Here is a 15,680-nt window from a genome sequence, read left to right on the forward strand (position 1 = left end):
TAAGTACACAATTTGCTACATGCCATTGACAATACATAAATATAAGAGAAGGAACCATGGTAAAATTTAGAAGTAAACTTCTATTTTTTCGTAGTAAAGTGCGCTTATAGGTCACTATCAGAAGTTTATGAAAAGAAGTATCGATTAAAAAAAGATGATATTGATTTAATAAATAAGGAGCCGCTTTTGATATTGGATGAACTGATAAAGATAGACATCAAAACACTACGTAGCTTTATGGCTATCGTAGAGTGCCAAGGCGTGACGGCCGCTCAGTCGCGTTTGAATGTTACTACTTCTGTCATCAGTGGACACTTAACCCACTTAGAAGACCGCTTAGGCATGACGCTATGTCATCGTGGTCGAGCAGGATTCAAACTCACGGAGGACGGTGCGGCGGTGTATGAGGCATGTTTAGGCTTTACCGAATCAGTCGCCAGCTTTCAACATCAGCTGCATTATATTAAACAATTAGACTCAGTTCACGGCGGGCACATCAGGCTTTGCTTGATTGATCAGATGCCCAAGTTTTTTTATGATGCACTTAGACAACGTCTAGCCAACAGCTACCGTAATAACCCGTTAATACACTTTTCTATCGACGTACAAAGCCCTGAGAGCATGTTAGAAAAGCTCTTAAGTAACGAGAGTGACATTGGCGTGGGTTATTTTGGCAGCTTTCCACCTTTACTGACCTTTAAGCCAGCATTTGTTGAAAAACAAGTGGTCTGCTGTGGTCGCGAGCATAGGCTGTTTTACAACTCAGACGGATTAACTTTTGATGATTTAGAACAGAACTATCCGTGGATAAAAAGAGGCTATGTGGTAGAGCATCATATCAATCATATTCGCCCCAAGACATTAAGCGCGACTACTTATCATATGGAGGCGACAGCCCAGCTTATCCTTGCGGGTCACCATGTTGGCTACTTGCCGCGTGATTTAGCGAAGCGTTATGAGGGTATGGGACTGATGAAAATACTACTGCCTGATGAGGCAAGCTATGATGTCGAGCACCATTGGGCATATCGAGAAAATCAGCCTAAACAAGCGGCTGATTTTTTGAATAAGATGATGAACTTATTATAAGATACCACTCGATTTATTACACTATTGCAGACGGTTGTTGGTACTTTAGACCAATGGTTCTTAGCTTCCCTTTGTCATCGACTTCCTTAATGACCAATGACCACTCATCACTCACTACGACGGTATCTCCCGACACTGGCGCGGTACCTAGATGTGATTTTACGTATTCGGCCACCGTCTGCTCCCACATGTTTTTTGTGCTGTCTTCATCGGACGTTTTGAGTGTTTTTACCAATGTCTCAGACGCCATAATTCCTGTAAAAAACGGCAAGTCTCCAAGCTTGACACTCGGTGATAGCAACCAATCGCCATAGAAGTCATCGATAGCTTTGCGATCTAATGTCGTGTCATTAAAAATCTTGGCGATTTTGCTCGCGTGATTACCTCTCATCGCATACCAAACACTGTCGCCGAACTTGAGCTTTGTATTGTCATCGACTACTACGATTTGCTGGTTACGCACTAGCGCAAAGACACTAATTTCATCTGGATTGATACCTTTGGAGATACCCATAGGATGACGCCCAATGGCAAATGCACCCGACTTTGCCTCAAACTCATACAGCGTGATACTGGCCTTATCCGATACCCAGACCTCGTGTTCTTCTTTTGGGTCTTTATTGGTTGGAATACGTACCTTAAATAGATTTGCCATTGTAGGGATGGTTGTGCCTTGCAAAATCAACGACAAAACGACGACACCAAAGGCAATATCAAACAGCATAAAGGCGTTATCTATACCAGCCATGACGGGTAAAATTGCCAAGGTAATAGGCACTGCACCGCGCAAGCCAACCCAAGAGATAAACCCAATCTCTCTGTCTTTAAATTTGAATGGTTTGACGCTGGTATAGACGGCAATAGGACGCGCCACAAAGATCATAAAGAGCGCGATTGCAACCGAATAATGCCAGACATTGAGGACGTTTGATGGAGTGACCAGCAGTCCTAATACTACGAAAAGCACTGCTTGTGATAGCCAAGCAAAGCTGTCCATCACTCGCATGACATGTTCTGTTGAGCGCACCTTGTGGTTGCCGATTAACACACCAGTGAGGTATACCGCCAAAAATCCACTGCCGCCAATGAGATTGGTCGCGGCGAACACAGCCAAGCCAGCAGAGAGAATCAAAATGGCGTACATGCCTTCTGCTAAATGCACCTTGGGCAATAATCGGGATAGAAAATAACCGAACAGTAAGCCCATGCCTAGCCCAAAGCTCAGCTGCTGTAGCAATAAAACTAAAAAACCAAATACTGTCTGACCAGCAGGATCTACATTTAGGGCAATCAAACCAGTGACTAATAAAATAGCCAAAGGATCGTTGGCACCAGACTCAAGTTCAAGCGTTGCTTGTACACGGTCGTTAAGCTTGACGCCGCCATTACGTAATAGAGAAAATACCGCTGCGGCATCGGTTGAGCCAACAATCGCTGCCATCAGTAAACCAAAGCGCCAATCGACATCGAGCAGCCAAGTGACAAAGACCCCTAGCACCATGACCGTGACCAACACACCCCACGTGGCTAGCGTAATCGCAGGTTTTAGACCCACTCGGAACGATTTAAAGGACGTACGTAAACCACCATCTAGCAAGATACAGGCTAAGGCGGCCTGCCCAACGAAATTGGCTAGCGCATATTGAGAGAACTCAATACCCAAGATACCCTGCTCGCCTGCCAACATACCCACTATCAAAAACAGCAACAACAATGGTACGCCTAAGCGCGCCGATAATGTACTCGCCATGATACTGGCGAAAATTAATACTGCGCCTACGAGATACAGGATATTTAAGGTATCCATTTTTTTTGAGCCCTATTTTTTATTATTAAGAATAGTAATTGATTGCGATGGGGTTTTCGTTATCTTGCTGTTAGTAGATATTACACCAGTGAGCCTATCATAAGCGGTCGTTATTCAAAATATGAATGACAATTATTTATAATGATATTAGCATCACCATCAGAACTAGCCGCCAATACTAAATAAATAAAAAAGACTTCAATAAAAAAAGTTTAAATATTAAAGTGAAGCCCAAAAAATACCATTGCTATGCTAAAAAAGTTTACGTCTTAACATTACTTAACCCTGAATGTATTGCCATGTCAGTACTAGAATAGCCGCCGCAACCGTCCAAGCGGCCACACCTAATAGCAATGCCTTGTATAAGCTCATATAACTGATGCTAAAAAACACCACAAAGGTATAAATCAAGTGCGGTATGACGCCAAGCATACTGAATATCAGCGCGACCTTTAAATCTGCGGGACTGCGCTCAGTACCGACGATAAAGTGACTGATTAACGTAAAAGTGGGGAATAGCGGCGCAAGTGCCGCCAAATAGAAAAATCGGGTTTGGGCGAACATTTGAATCGCCAGTACCATCAAGGCGCCGATGAGCATTTTTAACCAAATCACGACGGGTCCATCTCCTGTTGACTATAAAGGCTGAAGTAGCCCAATCCGCCATGATACTAAAGTCTGCAAACTGACATAAGAGCAATCGCTGATTAATTAATCCGTATGATAGAAAAATGCAAAAACCCCATCTAGCTAAGTTGCTAAATGGGGCTGGTACTTTTATTCAGTAAGCTTTTACGAATGACTTAGTCCTTTTTTGGTTTTAGTGCCGCGCTGATGTCTGCTAGCAATGGCGGTATATCATGCTTGTCTGCGATCACCTCAATCATTATAAGCTTATCGGTAGTCGCAGCAGCTTTGTCGAAAGCAGATTTTAGCTCGCCTGCTGTCTCTGCTTTGAGTAATAGGCTATTCGCTTCTGTGGCGCCAAACGCTCGCGGCATGATTTGCCAATCGCATTTAGGGATATCGTTATAGTATTGGTTTTCGCCATGAATTGCGCGCTCTACCGTATAGCCATCATTATTGATTAAGACGATTACAGGGTTGATGCGCTCTTGAATCATGACCGCCAACTCTTGGATTGTTAGCAATGCTGAACCGTCCCCAATTAATAACACACTGCGCTTATCTGGTGATGCAATCGCCGCGCCCAAGCTGGCAGGTAACGTGTAGCCAATTGACCCCCACATCGGCTGCCCATATGACGTCACCCCTTCTGGCAGACGCACATCACTGATACCAAAATAGGCCGTCCCTTGTTCAGAAAACACCAAGTTATTATGATCTAAGCGGTCAGCGATAATGTGCCATAGGTCATCTTGGCGGATAGCCTCACTGTCTTTGCCTTTTTGTTCGTGCGGCTTAACTTCTTCACAGAAAGGTTTTGGCACGATGTTAATGCCAGAGGTCATCACTTCATGCAGGGCTTGCAACGCATCTTTTAGCGCAATCGGTGCAAAGTTCTTACCACTAATAGAAGCACGCTCATAATGCAAGTCTACGACCACATCTTCATTGATATCTTGGCTAAACCCTGCGGTAGTAGTGTCAGTATATTGCACCCCTACTTTGATGAGACATTCGCAGTTTTCTACCGCATCTTTCACAATTGGACGCGAGGCAACACCCGCATAAGTACCTGCCCAACGATCGCTATTTTCATCAAGCAGTGTCTTGCCCCAAGATAGCGTGGTATAAGGAATCTCTGTCTCAGCGATCAATGCTTTGAGCTGTGACTGCAATCCCAAACGATGCACCATCAAATCTGCCATTAATGTCATGGTCTTGTTTGGCAAAAACTCTGTTAATGCTTGCTTAAAATCTGATAATGCCGCTTGGCTAGTAATGTCTTCTTGGCTATCGATCAACTTGGTCGTTGGTGGATAGATAGGCTGGCGCGCAACGTCTGGTGATAATAGTAAGTAACCTGGGCGATGCTTTTTGAGAATCAAGCGAATTACTCGATCAATTTCTGAAGCAGCATTTTCAGGAGTAAGCTGCGCTCGTGCCACGGTTACTGGCTCGACCATCTTAATAAAATGGTTGAACACGCCATCACCAAGCGAGTGATGAATACGGCGCTTTGAGTCTTGTAAGGCTGTGCTCGGTGCACCTACGATATGCAATACCGGCGCATACTCAGCAAAAGAACCTGCGGTCGCGTTGATCGCTGATAGTTCGCCTACGCCAAAGGTCGTCACCATGGCGGCAAACCCACGCTCGCGTGCATAGCCATCGGCAGCATAGCCAGCATTTAGCTCATTTGTGTTGCCTACCCAGCGTAGCTTGTCAGAGGCGAGAACGTTATCCAAAAAAGTTAAGTTAAAATCACCAGGTACGCCAAATATCTCAGATGCACCCGCTTCTGCGACACGATCAAACAAATAATCAGCGATGGTATATTGTTGACTCATTTTTTATCCTTATGACTTATCTTTGTAAGTATTGATAATTGTGATTGAGGTTAAATTATAACGTACGTCCCAGCTTATTTATGTAATACAAAGCTTTTGGAATACATATTATAATAAACCGTTATAACATATATCTATGGCCAGAAGACACGCCTATTTTAATAACTTTAATTTTTTTCGTCATAGGTGTTGACACCTAAAAAAAACTGCGTATAATACGCCTTCATCAACTGACGATAGTTAATTGATAATTAGCGGGAATAGCTCAGTGGTAGAGCATAACCTTGCCAAGGTTGGGGTCGAGAGTTCGAATCTCTTTTCCCGCTCCAAATATGGCTTGAAAGAGCACTAAAATCCTCACTTCTTAAATAAGAAGTGAGGATTTTTTTTGTCTAATTTTCAGGGGCTACAGCGTTTTTATGTCTTATTGCCCAATCAAACTATTAAGTTAATCTAACGAGATAAAAGTCTCGAAATCAGCACCGTGACCAAAACGTGACTATTTCGAACTAACCCTCTAAAGTGGAAATATCATTTCAATTGTCAAAGTTATAGTACTATTAGAATGGACTATCACCACAGTCCATTCTAATTAATGACAGATTGAGCCATTCATGAACTTCATAGACGTTGAGCCCACGCTAGAAAACTACTGGCGAGCTATTATTCTGTTTGGTAGAAACACTGCTTCTTATAAATTCGCGCTTGCCAAAACTTTAATCGATGTCAGCTTAGAAAGAGATTCTGACTTGATTTCGCTCGAAGATTTAGCACTGCCCTACGCCTTGCATCTATGTGAACATCTAAAACATAGCCCTAAACAGAGCACTTTTAGTAGTAGTAAGTTTATCAATGCTTGCATTCGATTCAACCATCAACAGATTAGCGAAGATGAACTCATTCATGTCACGAATAAAGAAGGATTTAAATACGTTTTGGACGCATTTCATGTGGTCAATACTAAAGCAGTGCGAGAACGTTTTTATGATGTAATTGATGAAGAATTTTTTGTTGACGAGCGTAAACACAATAAAGGAATACGTCTAACAGATAACTTATTCAAATTATTTCATGTATTTGACAATTCAGCTAAAAATCTGAATTTAGAGACAGAGTCACGTTGGAACTTGGTAGAAAAAGCGTGGGAGCTCAATATTAATAAAGGTTTAATTTCGGTTGAATTTGACCAAGATACCAAAAAATTATTTACTAAAGATACTAAACATTGCCGCATTGATATTACCAGTTCAAGAGGTGCATTAAACGGGTATCAAAAGAGCAGATGCTTTTACTGCTTTACAGGAATCAGTATTGCTTCTAATGACGTGATGCTAGCAGACGTTGACCACTTCTTTCCACATACTTTAAAAGCCCAAGTAGCAACAGCTGGTTGCTGTCGGCCAGTTAATGTCGATGGGGTTTGGAACTTAGTACTTGCTTGCTCTAATTGCAACCGTGGTATAGATGGTAAAGCTGCTAAAGTACCTAATATTGAGTTATTGAAAAGACTGCATACACGCAACGAATATTTGATTGGTAGTCACCACCCATTACGCGAAACCTTAATCAATCAAACCGGTATAAATGAGAAGACACGTCAGCAGTTTTTGCAGAAGTCTTTCAACTTTTCAAAAGAACATTTGATTCATGTCTGGCAACCTAGACAACAAGGAAACAGTCTCTTCTAATAATGAACAGCGATATATAGCCCATGATAAATCAATCAAACACCCTAGCCTTTTATAATAGCAACGCAAATTCATTCTTTGAGCAAACCATTAGTGTGGATATGCATCGGCTATATCAACCTTTTATAGATAACCTGCCTATTAGACCGTCAAGTCAGCAACACATACTAGATTTAGGCTGCGGCTCAGGTCGTGACAGTATGTACTTTGCTAACTTAGGCTTCAATGTTACCGCTACTGATGGCAGTCAAGAGCTTATTGAACGGGCAAAAACTCATAATAATGATATTATTGATTGGCAATGCTTAACTTTCGAGCAAATTCCATTTCAGAAGTGGTATAAACGATTTACAAGTATTTGGGCATGTGCTTCGCTGCTTCATGTACCTTATGAAGAGCTTCCTGAATTAGTAGATAACTTACTCACCATGCTGACAGATGAAAGTAATTTTTACGCATCTTTTAAATATGGCAATAGAGATCGTATTGAGGATGGACGTTTTTTCTGCGATATGAATGAAGAACGCTGGGAAACCTTAAAGCAAAAAATCAATCATAAGTTCAAAGAAGAAACTTGGCTTACGATTGATCAAAGAGCGAATAGAAATAAAGCATGGTTTAATATTATGATTAGGAAATTTTAAGCTGATAAATCATTACTATGCTTGAGTTTGTTGTACGCGTTTTTAATATAGAACGACATAGGTTGCGCAATATTTATGTCGTTAGTATCATGTTGGTTTAGAAGTAGCTAAACTACAATTAGGAAAATATTATGGCAAAATTAGAATCAAACATTGAGCTAGAAGCAGCGGCATTTCGTCGCTTACTAGCTCATTTAGACGAACGTAAAGATGTACAAAATATTGAGCTAATGAACCTTGCCGACTTTTGTCGTAACTGTTTATCCAAATGGTATAAAGCGGCTGGTGAAGAGCGTGGTATTGAAATCGAATACGAGGATGCGCGCGAGCTTGTTTATGGTATGCCTTATGCTGAGTGGAAAGAGAAATATCAACAGAAAGCAACGCCAGAGCAGCTAGCGCGTTTTAACGAGATTGAAGCTGCTAAGAATAAAGCGAATTAAAACTGACAGTGATGGCTCAAATAAAATAAGCCACCACTAGAGAGTGATATCAAAAAAGCCAACATTGCCGCTAGATTAGCGGCTTTCTATGGATTTGAGTATGCTACTAAACCCTATAGTTCCTTGTTTCTGCATTTGACGGTCAAATAGGCGACCGACTAATGGCAAAGGTACCGTCAATCGACCCTCAGACACCCAAGTCACGTGTGTGGTGCCATCGCCCAAGTCTTTTAAATCAATGACGCCTTTATCATGCTGCATTTTTATAGGTTTAGATTTTTCGATTTGGTATTGCATATGAGTAGGACGCTCAAACGCTGTAATCCGTTCCCAAAACTTAACGGGTCCCGTTTGAATGCTACGTAAAGCCCCGACGCCATTGCGCTCCTCGTCACCTTCATTCACCAACTTAGCCACTCCCACCGCTTTAAATGAGCCATAACTGGCATGGTCACTCAGTGCTTCAAATACCTCATCAATCGGTTTTTTGACAATGCGCTCTACTTTTATTTTAAACATAATATTATCTCATTAAGACTAAAGTTATTTAGCTTACTTCCATTTTAGAAATAAATATAGCCGTCACATTGTGAAAAATTATTACCGCGAAGAGCCTCGTCCCTTTGAAGGACGCCTGCCATTGGTAGCAGGTTTGCCATTGCCTCCAGACTTACCATTACCCCCTGACGGCTTACCACGACCAGTAGGACGTCCATCCCTACCTTTAGAACCTGCTGGTTTTCTAGCATCGTCCTTGGCGTATTTGTTACGCCCCTTTGCTGCACCTGCTGATTTTGTAGATGGTTTTGACTTTGACGAAGCATCCGTACGAGGTTTTTTTCGTGGCGTATTGCGAGATTTCTTGTTTGAGTGATTGTCTTGCGAAGAGGAATCTTCTACAGATTTAAGCAACACGGACAGCTCTTTTGGGGTTAAGTCTCGCCAGTCACCAACGGGAAGACCCTTAAGACTTACATTCATAATCCGCGTACGTTCAAGCTTGACGACTTCGTAGCCAAAGTGCTCACACATACGGCGAATTTGACGGTTTAAACCTTGTACGAGCGTGATGTTAAAGACATTAGGCGCCACTTTAGTCACTGGGCATTTTTTGGTCATCTTGCCAAGCATCGGCACACCGCCCGCCAAACCTTCGATAACACTATCCGTTAACGGCTTATTTACGGTAACTAGATACTCTTTCTCATGATTATTACCAGCACGTAGTACCTTATTGACCAAATCACCGTTATTAGTCAAAAATATCAAACCTTGAGAATCTTTGTCCAAACGGCCAATCGGAAAAATACGCAAACTATGTCGCACAAAATCGACAATATTATTTTTCTCAGAGCTTTCCGTGGTGCTCACAATGCCCACTGGCTTATTCAACGCAATAAAAATAAAATCATCAGGCTCTCGTGGCTCAATAGGCTGCCCGTTGACTTTTACTGCATCACCAGCGACCACCTGATCACCGACCGACGCACGTTTGCCATTGATGTATACATTACCTTGTTCAATAAAGCGGTCAGCATCTCGCCTAGAGCAAATACCACTTTCGCTGATGTATTTATTTAAACGAGTCGAGGAAGCGTTGAACATAAAGCACCGTTTTACCTGATAAGAAGCGTTTTTTGCTAAGAAAAAAGCCTAAATTGAATGGATCAATAATGATGAAATAGCTCACATTATATATGAAATCGACTGACCCTTTGAGGAGAGATGGGTAAAAACCAAGAAATGTATCGCGTCATGTAATTTTGGATGATGTTGAAAGAACTTATTTATGAGGTTGGGAGTTTAAAAAGCCTCACCATTCATCATACGAGCAGTGAGGCTTTTTTCTAGTTTTTCAGCTATATAATTTTTCAAATCTGTTCTTTTGCTGATCACTCTACTAACTTATCTTACTCACTATTCAGCATCATCCAACATTTTATTAAGCTCGTCCACCATTGGATCGTCAATGATACTGCCTTCTACATAGCTGATTATCTCATCTACAGTCGTCAGATCCATTTCACGAATACCTAAACTGGCCAATTGCGCATTAATAGACTCTAAATTGTCGTTGTCTTCAGCGTCATCTAATAAATCCTCTTCAAATCTACCTCTAACAAACCAGTACATTTTTTCTAGTACAGTTTCCTTTTTAGTCAGAGTAGAATAACCATCGCCATAAATGAATAGGTTGAAATGATAAGATATTTCTACATCATTGATGAAAAATGTACGTTGGCACTCTAATGTATAGGCTTGAATCTCTTCACTCTCAGCGCTTTCATCACTTTTGTTGTCTTCATCATACTCAATCGCCTCTTCTATCAACTCACCTAATATCTGATAGTCGCCGACTTTGATTTTATGATTATAAATGATAGCAGAGTCTGCGATTGCATCAAAAATAATGGCACTGACATCTAAGGTATGGTTATCGATATCATAGAATGCTTTTAACGCTGGCAAAAACTCGGTCAGCTCTTCTTCTGGCACTTGAATGAGAAACTGCTGCTCGTATATTTTAATCATATCTTCAGGAGCATAAGTATTAGCAGTATTGGTCTCGTTTCTACCTGTAGGCTGCAAAGGTAAAAAATTATACGGGTTATGTTTGGTCATTCAGAACTGCCTTTTTACTTAAGTTAAATGTATTAAATGTCTGTGTTGCTCAATCTCTAAGAGCCTTTGAACGTGCTACTATTTTTCAGTACCGTAAGACTTTAGGATTTATGGGCGTATTGTCTCTTATTCAGGCAATTTTAGATAGACAGTTATAGATATACAAGTTCAATCACTCTGGTTTATACAGACAGTCAGAATAATACAGGCTAAAAAGACGATACTAGCCAGCAGCGGCTTAATATCGCCTTCAAGTGCTAATCCAACTTTCACTTTTATCTAAAGCTACTTACATACTAATTGTTAATTCATTTGTTGCCATCCTGACGTCGCATGATGCTCATCTTGATGCACAAATAAAGGGTGAGCCTTGGCTTCATGTAAACTCAACACAGGGGTCACACAGACATCCGTTGCTGCAAATACACGTTGCCAATGCTCAAGCGTTTGACTGGCGAATTTTTCCGCGATTGTGTTGGTCGCAGCTTCACTCTCAGGTCTATTGGGCATGATACCAAGTTGCCAGTGTATTTCTTTAAGCGACGGTAGTTCCAATACCTCACATAGCCCTTGCCAAAATTTCAACTCCAAGGAACCAACTGCCATATGGCGCTTATCAGCGGTTTGGTACAGTCGATAGCATGGTAATGCACCACCCAAAAAATCATGCTGCGGCAGTAGAGTGTCGTTTAAGCCGTTTCCTGAAAGGCTATTAATAATTTTGCCTGTGACCTTTGGCATGACCATATGATTATAAAGGCTGTGTGTCATGCTAATAGCAATGTGTCGCCCTCTGCCAGTACGCTGGGCGGCAAATACAGCAGCCAACAGTGCTATCACTGTTGTGTCACTACCACCTGCCAAATCCGCAAACTGAATATTGGGCATGGCCTGCTCACCCTGCGCTGTTTTTAACTGGTCAAGCACACCACTCATAGCCATGAAATTGATATCATGACCTGCCTTATTGGCCCAGGCATGATTCACTTGAGAGCTATTTTTTGAGTCAGCATCTTCTAAATAAGTACCTTCTTTTGCGTAATTGCCTGCTACGCCATAGCCAGTAATAGATACCATCACCAACTTTGGATTGATGACATGCAAGGTCTTAGCATCTAGTCCCATTTCTACCAAGATACCTGGGCGAAAGCTATCTAACATCACATCAGCCTCTTTAAGATGTGCTTTTATAGCTTCAATCGCTTTGGGATCATGAAAATCATGCTTTTCGGTCGCCTTACCGTGGTTTAGAGCTGCGAATAGCTCACCAAATACCCGAGCAGGATCACCTTGTTTGGGCTCGATTTTAAGGACGTCCGCGCCTAAGTCCGCAAGCAGGCGCGTGGCAAATGGCCCAGGTAAATTACGAGTCAGATCGATCACTCGTAACCCTTGTAGACAGTCCGCCATTTGATCATGATTTGATACATGCATGTCAGTCATCAGAGAACGCCTCGCCTTTGGCTGCCATATCTAGCAAGATTTGAGCTGGCTCAAAACGTTCGCCGTATTTTGCCGCTAGATCATGACTCCGCTTAACAAACGCACTCACGCCCATTGCATTGATAAACTGTAGCGTACCGCCATGCTGCGGGGCAAATCCCCATCCAAAGATAGCGCCTATATTGGTATCGGCAACTGAGCGTACGACATTCTCCTCATAGCACTTAGCGGACTCATTGGCTTGAATAAACATTAGCCGATCTACCAAATCTTGCTGCGACGGTTGCTCTGATTTTGGTGGGTATAAAGTCATTAGCTCAGGCCATAGATGTTTATCACCCTCTGTTGGATAGTCATAGAACCCTTTGCCATTTTTCTTACCTTCGCGCCCATGCTCATTAACCAATGTTTTTAGTATGTCATAAGAAGGCCGCACTACGATTGGCTTACCTTCGGCTACCATATCCGCTTGCTGCTGTTCGCTGACGTGTAATGCTAAGCTTAATGACACCTCATCTTGCAATGCTAGCGGCGGCATCGGCATACCTGTTTTCATACCGGCAACTTCAATGCTACGCGGATGCACACCCTCTCCTAGCATCGCAATGCCCTCTGACACATAGGTGCCAAATACCCGCGAGGTATAGAAGCCATGACTGTCATTGACGACGATAGGCGTTTTACCTATTTGCACAACATAGTCGAAAGCTTTGGCTAACGTTGCATCATCGGTTTGCTCGCCCATGATAATCTCAACCAGCGGCATCTTATCTACGGGAGAGAAAAAATGCAGACCGATGAATTGATTTGGGCGTGTACTGGCTTTTGCCAATCCTGTAATTGGTAGTGTTGAGGTATTAGAAGCATAGACGGCCGTGTTTGAAATCACTGCTTCACTTTGCTGGGTACATTTGGCTTTAATTTCTCGGTTTTCAAACACCGCTTCGATAATAAGATCACAATCTGCCAAATTATCGTAAGAAACTGTTGGCGTAATGCGTTCTAGGAGGGCTTGTTTTTTCTCTTCGGTAGCACGCTTTCGGCTAATGGCTTTATCCAAAATACTAGCAGAATACGCTTTGCCTTTTTCAGCATTGGCAATTTCTGTGTCCAACAGTACGACATCTATCCCTACTTTGGCAGTGACATAAGCGATGCCTGCGCCCATCATGCCAGCCCCCAAAATACCGACTTTTTTGGTGATTGTGCGTTCAAAGCCTTGAGGACGAGACTGACCTTTTTTGATGCTATTCAGCTGAGTCCATAAGGTGTTAATCATGTTTCTAGATTCAGTAGACATCACGCAAGCGGCAAAATAACGCGACTCGATCTCAAGCCCTGTACCGATATCTACTAGGCATCCTTCAAACACACAAGACATAATGTGAGTGATCGCAGGATAGTTGCCATGTGACTGCTGATTGGCCATGGCTGGGGCGATAGAGAATATAGGAACCACCTTTGGATGCTTACTATCGCCGCCAGGAATTTTAAAACCTTTCTCATCCCATGGCTGCTGAGCGCTTGGATTACTTTGAATCCAGTCTTTTGCTTGCTTCAGCATGTCTGCTCGATCAGTGGCTATTGCATCAATAAGTCCAATGTCTTTTGCCGCTGATGGTCGTAATTCTTTACCTTGAGTCATCAACTCTAGTGCTACTTGAATACCGACCAATCGCGGTAAGCGCTGAGTACCACCGCCGCCAGGTAGCAAGCCCAGTTTCACCTCAGGCAAACCTAGCTTGGTCTTAGGCGTGTCAATGGCAATACGATAGTGACATGCCAATGCAAGCTCCAAACCTCCGCCTAATGCGGTTCCTGTCATAGCAGCGACGACGGGTTTACCTGACGTTTCAAGTGTACGCAAACTCCCTTTTAGTTCTTCGGTCAGTGAAAATGCTTGCTCGGCTGTCTTTATCTGGTTCAATTGATCGATATCTGCGCCAACCACAAAGGTTTCTTTGGCCGATGTGAGAATTAAGCCTCTGGCGGCGTCATCATTGATAAAACTATCAACTATCGTGGCGAATGACTCCGTAAAGCCATCACCGATGACATTCATTTTACGTTTGCTTTGGTCAATTGTGACAGTGACAATACCATCGTCATCACGCTGGGCAGAGAAGTTTTCTAGTGCATTAATGGCTGTTACGCTATCTGCTGTCTGGTTATTTGTCATCATTTTTATCCCTTAAATGATTCTTTATCTATTATTTCTTAATCTAATTGGTTTTTAGTCTATTTTAGAAAGAAGTTAAACGCGCTCGATAATCGTGGCAATGCCCATACCCCCGCCCACACATAGCGTAATCATAGCGGTCTTTAGGTCGCGGCGTTCTAGCTCATCAAGGACAGTCGTCATTAGCATCGCGCCCGTTGCACCAAGCGGATGACCCATGGATATCGCACCACCGTTGACGTTGACGATATCAAGCGAGATTCCAAAATCATCAGCGGTATTCATCGGCACAGCAGCGAATGCTTCGTTGATTTCCCACAGGTCTATATCAGAGGCTTGCATGCCCGCTTTGGCGAGGGCTTTTTGGCAAGCGGGTGTCGGGCCTGTCAGCATGATGGCAGGCTCTGAGCCAGTGACTGAAGCCATTGTGATCTTGGCGCGTGGTTTTAGTCCTGCTTTTTGACCAGCTGCCGCGCTACCGACTAAACAAATCGCCGCTCCATCAACGATGCCAGAAGAATTACCCGCATGATGCACATGATTGACGGTTTCAATCGTGGTGTATCGGTCCAAAATAACGCTATCAAAGCCCATTTTACCTGGCATAATAAAAGAAGGTTTAAGACCCGCTAAAGTCTCGACGTTGGTATTAGGGCGGATAGTTTCATCTTTATCTAACAGCATCATGCCATTGATATCGGTGACAGGGATGACCGATTTATCATAATAGCCGTTCTCCCAAGCCTGTGCCGCGCGGCGATGCGACTCAGTGGCAAAGGCATCGACATCACTACGACTAAAGCCTTTGAGCGTTGCGATGGTATCTGCACCCACTCCTTGTGGCACGAAATGCGTCGCTTCATTGACGCGCGGATCCATATACCAAGCACCGCCATCTGAGCCCATCGGTACGCGGCTCATAGACTCAACGCCGCCTGCCACCACCATGTCTTCCATACCTGACATGACTTTGGCCGCAGCCAGATTGATAGATTCAAGACCAGAGGCACAGAAACGAGACAAGGTTAATCCAGCCACACTCTGTGCCCAGCCAGCATCGATAGCAGCAATGCGGGCAATATCAGAGCCTTGCTCACCCACTGGCGTCACACAGCCAAGTACCACATCATCGACCAAACTGGTATCCAAGTTGTGGCGCTGTTGCATCTCTTTTAATAAAGTTTGCGTCAGCCAAATCGGTGATGCCTGATACAAGGAGCCGTCCTTTTTTCCTTTGCCACGTGGCGTGCGGATAGCATCATAAATATATGCAGTCTCAGTCATAAAAAAT

General features: G+C 43.0%; 13 protein-coding genes and 1 tRNA gene. 5 read left to right on the forward strand and 9 right to left on the reverse strand.

Annotated features, from left to right (window positions below):
- Positions 1–186: 186 nt before the first annotated feature.
- Entirely contained in the window at positions 187–1,089 is a 903-nt protein-coding gene (locus ACQKCP_RS04795) for a LysR family transcriptional regulator (protein ID WP_227522927.1), read from the forward strand.
- A gap of 16 nt (positions 1,090–1,105) precedes the next feature.
- Here the strand turns inward: ACQKCP_RS04795 and ACQKCP_RS04800 are convergent, their stop codons facing one another.
- The 3 genes from ACQKCP_RS04800 to ACQKCP_RS04810 all read right to left on the reverse strand — a co-directional run bounded on the left by ACQKCP_RS04800 (position 1,106) and on the right by ACQKCP_RS04810 (position 5,370).
- The gene (locus ACQKCP_RS04800; RefSeq protein ID WP_427611487.1) at positions 1,106–2,896 is read right to left on the reverse strand and encodes a potassium/proton antiporter; all 1,791 of its coding nucleotides are present in this window, start codon (positions 2,894–2,896) and stop codon (positions 1,106–1,108) included.
- Between the two features lie 279 nt (positions 2,897–3,175).
- Entirely contained in the window at positions 3,176–3,511 is a 336-nt protein-coding gene (locus tag ACQKCP_RS04805) for a GlpM family protein (RefSeq protein ID WP_240990750.1), read from the reverse strand.
- Positions 3,512–3,699: 188 nt separating this feature from the next.
- Entirely contained in the window at positions 3,700–5,370 is a 1,671-nt protein-coding gene (locus ACQKCP_RS04810; protein ID WP_427611488.1) for an alpha-keto acid decarboxylase family protein, read from the reverse strand.
- A 254-nt stretch (positions 5,371–5,624) separates the two neighbouring features.
- On the opposite strand from ACQKCP_RS04810, the gene ACQKCP_RS04815 reads away from it, so the two are divergent.
- The 4 genes from ACQKCP_RS04815 to ACQKCP_RS04830 all read left to right on the forward strand — a co-directional run bounded on the left by ACQKCP_RS04815 (position 5,625) and on the right by ACQKCP_RS04830 (position 8,145).
- Positions 5,625–5,699: transfer RNA gene (locus ACQKCP_RS04815), tRNA-Gly, on the forward strand.
- Between the two features lie 285 nt (positions 5,700–5,984).
- A complete protein-coding gene (locus ACQKCP_RS04820) occupies positions 5,985–7,058 on the forward strand; it encodes an HNH endonuclease (protein ID WP_427611489.1) in 1,074 nt (357 codons plus the stop codon).
- Between the two features lie 23 nt (positions 7,059–7,081).
- Positions 7,082–7,702 carry a class I SAM-dependent methyltransferase gene (locus ACQKCP_RS04825; RefSeq protein ID WP_427611490.1) on the forward strand — a complete coding sequence of 207 codons (621 nt, stop codon included), beginning with the start codon at positions 7,082–7,084 and terminating at the stop codon, positions 7,700–7,702.
- Positions 7,703–7,833: 131 nt separating this feature from the next.
- Complete coding sequence (locus tag ACQKCP_RS04830; RefSeq protein ID WP_427611491.1) at positions 7,834–8,145, forward strand: DUF1244 domain-containing protein; 312 nt, start codon at positions 7,834–7,836, stop codon at positions 8,143–8,145.
- Positions 8,146–8,220: 75 nt separating this feature from the next.
- Here ACQKCP_RS04830 and ACQKCP_RS04835 read toward each other — a convergent pair whose 3' ends face one another.
- The 6 genes from ACQKCP_RS04835 to ACQKCP_RS04860 all read right to left on the reverse strand — a co-directional run bounded on the left by ACQKCP_RS04835 (position 8,221) and on the right by ACQKCP_RS04860 (position 15,673).
- Positions 8,221–8,664 (reverse strand): SRPBCC family protein, encoded by a 444-nt coding sequence (locus ACQKCP_RS04835; protein WP_427611492.1) that lies wholly within the window; start codon positions 8,662–8,664, stop codon positions 8,221–8,223.
- 81 nt (positions 8,665–8,745) lie between these two features.
- A complete protein-coding gene (gene rluF / locus ACQKCP_RS04840) occupies positions 8,746–9,750 on the reverse strand; it encodes a 23S rRNA pseudouridine(2604) synthase RluF (RefSeq protein ID WP_427611493.1) in 1,005 nt (334 codons plus the stop codon).
- A 312-nt stretch (positions 9,751–10,062) separates the two neighbouring features.
- A complete protein-coding gene (locus ACQKCP_RS04845; protein ID WP_427611494.1) occupies positions 10,063–10,767 on the reverse strand; it encodes a hypothetical protein in 705 nt (234 codons plus the stop codon).
- A 303-nt stretch (positions 10,768–11,070) separates the two neighbouring features.
- On the reverse strand, positions 11,071–12,210 hold the full coding sequence (locus tag ACQKCP_RS04850; RefSeq protein ID WP_427611495.1) for a CaiB/BaiF CoA transferase family protein: 1,140 nt from the start codon (positions 12,208–12,210) through the stop codon (positions 11,071–11,073).
- Positions 12,203–14,392, reverse strand: a complete 2,190-nt coding sequence (locus tag ACQKCP_RS04855; RefSeq protein ID WP_427611496.1) for a 3-hydroxyacyl-CoA dehydrogenase NAD-binding domain-containing protein — start codon at positions 14,390–14,392, stop codon at positions 12,203–12,205. The genes ACQKCP_RS04850 and ACQKCP_RS04855 overlap by 8 nt, the downstream gene beginning before the upstream one ends.
- A gap of 72 nt (positions 14,393–14,464) precedes the next feature.
- Positions 14,465–15,673, reverse strand: a complete 1,209-nt coding sequence (locus tag ACQKCP_RS04860; RefSeq protein WP_427611497.1) for an acetyl-CoA C-acetyltransferase — start codon at positions 15,671–15,673, stop codon at positions 14,465–14,467.
- Positions 15,674–15,680 lie beyond the last annotated feature (7 nt).

Source organism: Psychrobacter sp. NPDC078631 (genome assembly GCF_050268165.1).
Lineage (GTDB): Bacteria > Pseudomonadota > Gammaproteobacteria > Pseudomonadales > Moraxellaceae > Psychrobacter.

Bases quoted from the DNA above. Each gene is read 5' to 3' on its own strand.
- ACQKCP_RS04845 (WP_427611494.1), bottom strand. From the start codon at position 10,767: ATGACCAAACATAACCCGTATAATTTTTTACCTTTGCAGCCTACAGGT.
- rluF (WP_427611493.1), bottom strand. From the start codon at position 9,750: ATGTTCAACGCTTCCTCGACTCGTTTAAATAAATACATCAGCGAAAGT.
- ACQKCP_RS04860 (WP_427611497.1), bottom strand. From the start codon at position 15,673: ATGACTGAGACTGCATATATTTATGATGCTATCCGCACGCCACGTGGC.
- ACQKCP_RS04855 (WP_427611496.1), bottom strand. From the start codon at position 14,392: ATGATGACAAATAACCAGACAGCAGATAGCGTAACAGCCATTAATGCA.
- ACQKCP_RS04825 (WP_427611490.1), top strand. From the start codon at position 7,082: ATGATAAATCAATCAAACACCCTAGCCTTTTATAATAGCAACGCAAAT.
- ACQKCP_RS04800 (WP_427611487.1), bottom strand. From the start codon at position 2,896: ATGGATACCTTAAATATCCTGTATCTCGTAGGCGCAGTATTAATTTTC.
- ACQKCP_RS04830 (WP_427611491.1), top strand. From the start codon at position 7,834: ATGGCAAAATTAGAATCAAACATTGAGCTAGAAGCAGCGGCATTTCGT.
- ACQKCP_RS04820 (WP_427611489.1), top strand. From the start codon at position 5,985: ATGAACTTCATAGACGTTGAGCCCACGCTAGAAAACTACTGGCGAGCT.
- ACQKCP_RS04850 (WP_427611495.1), bottom strand. From the start codon at position 12,210: ATGACTGACATGCATGTATCAAATCATGATCAAATGGCGGACTGTCTA.
- ACQKCP_RS04810 (WP_427611488.1), bottom strand. From the start codon at position 5,370: ATGAGTCAACAATATACCATCGCTGATTATTTGTTTGATCGTGTCGCA.
- ACQKCP_RS04835 (WP_427611492.1), bottom strand. From the start codon at position 8,664: ATGTTTAAAATAAAAGTAGAGCGCATTGTCAAAAAACCGATTGATGAG.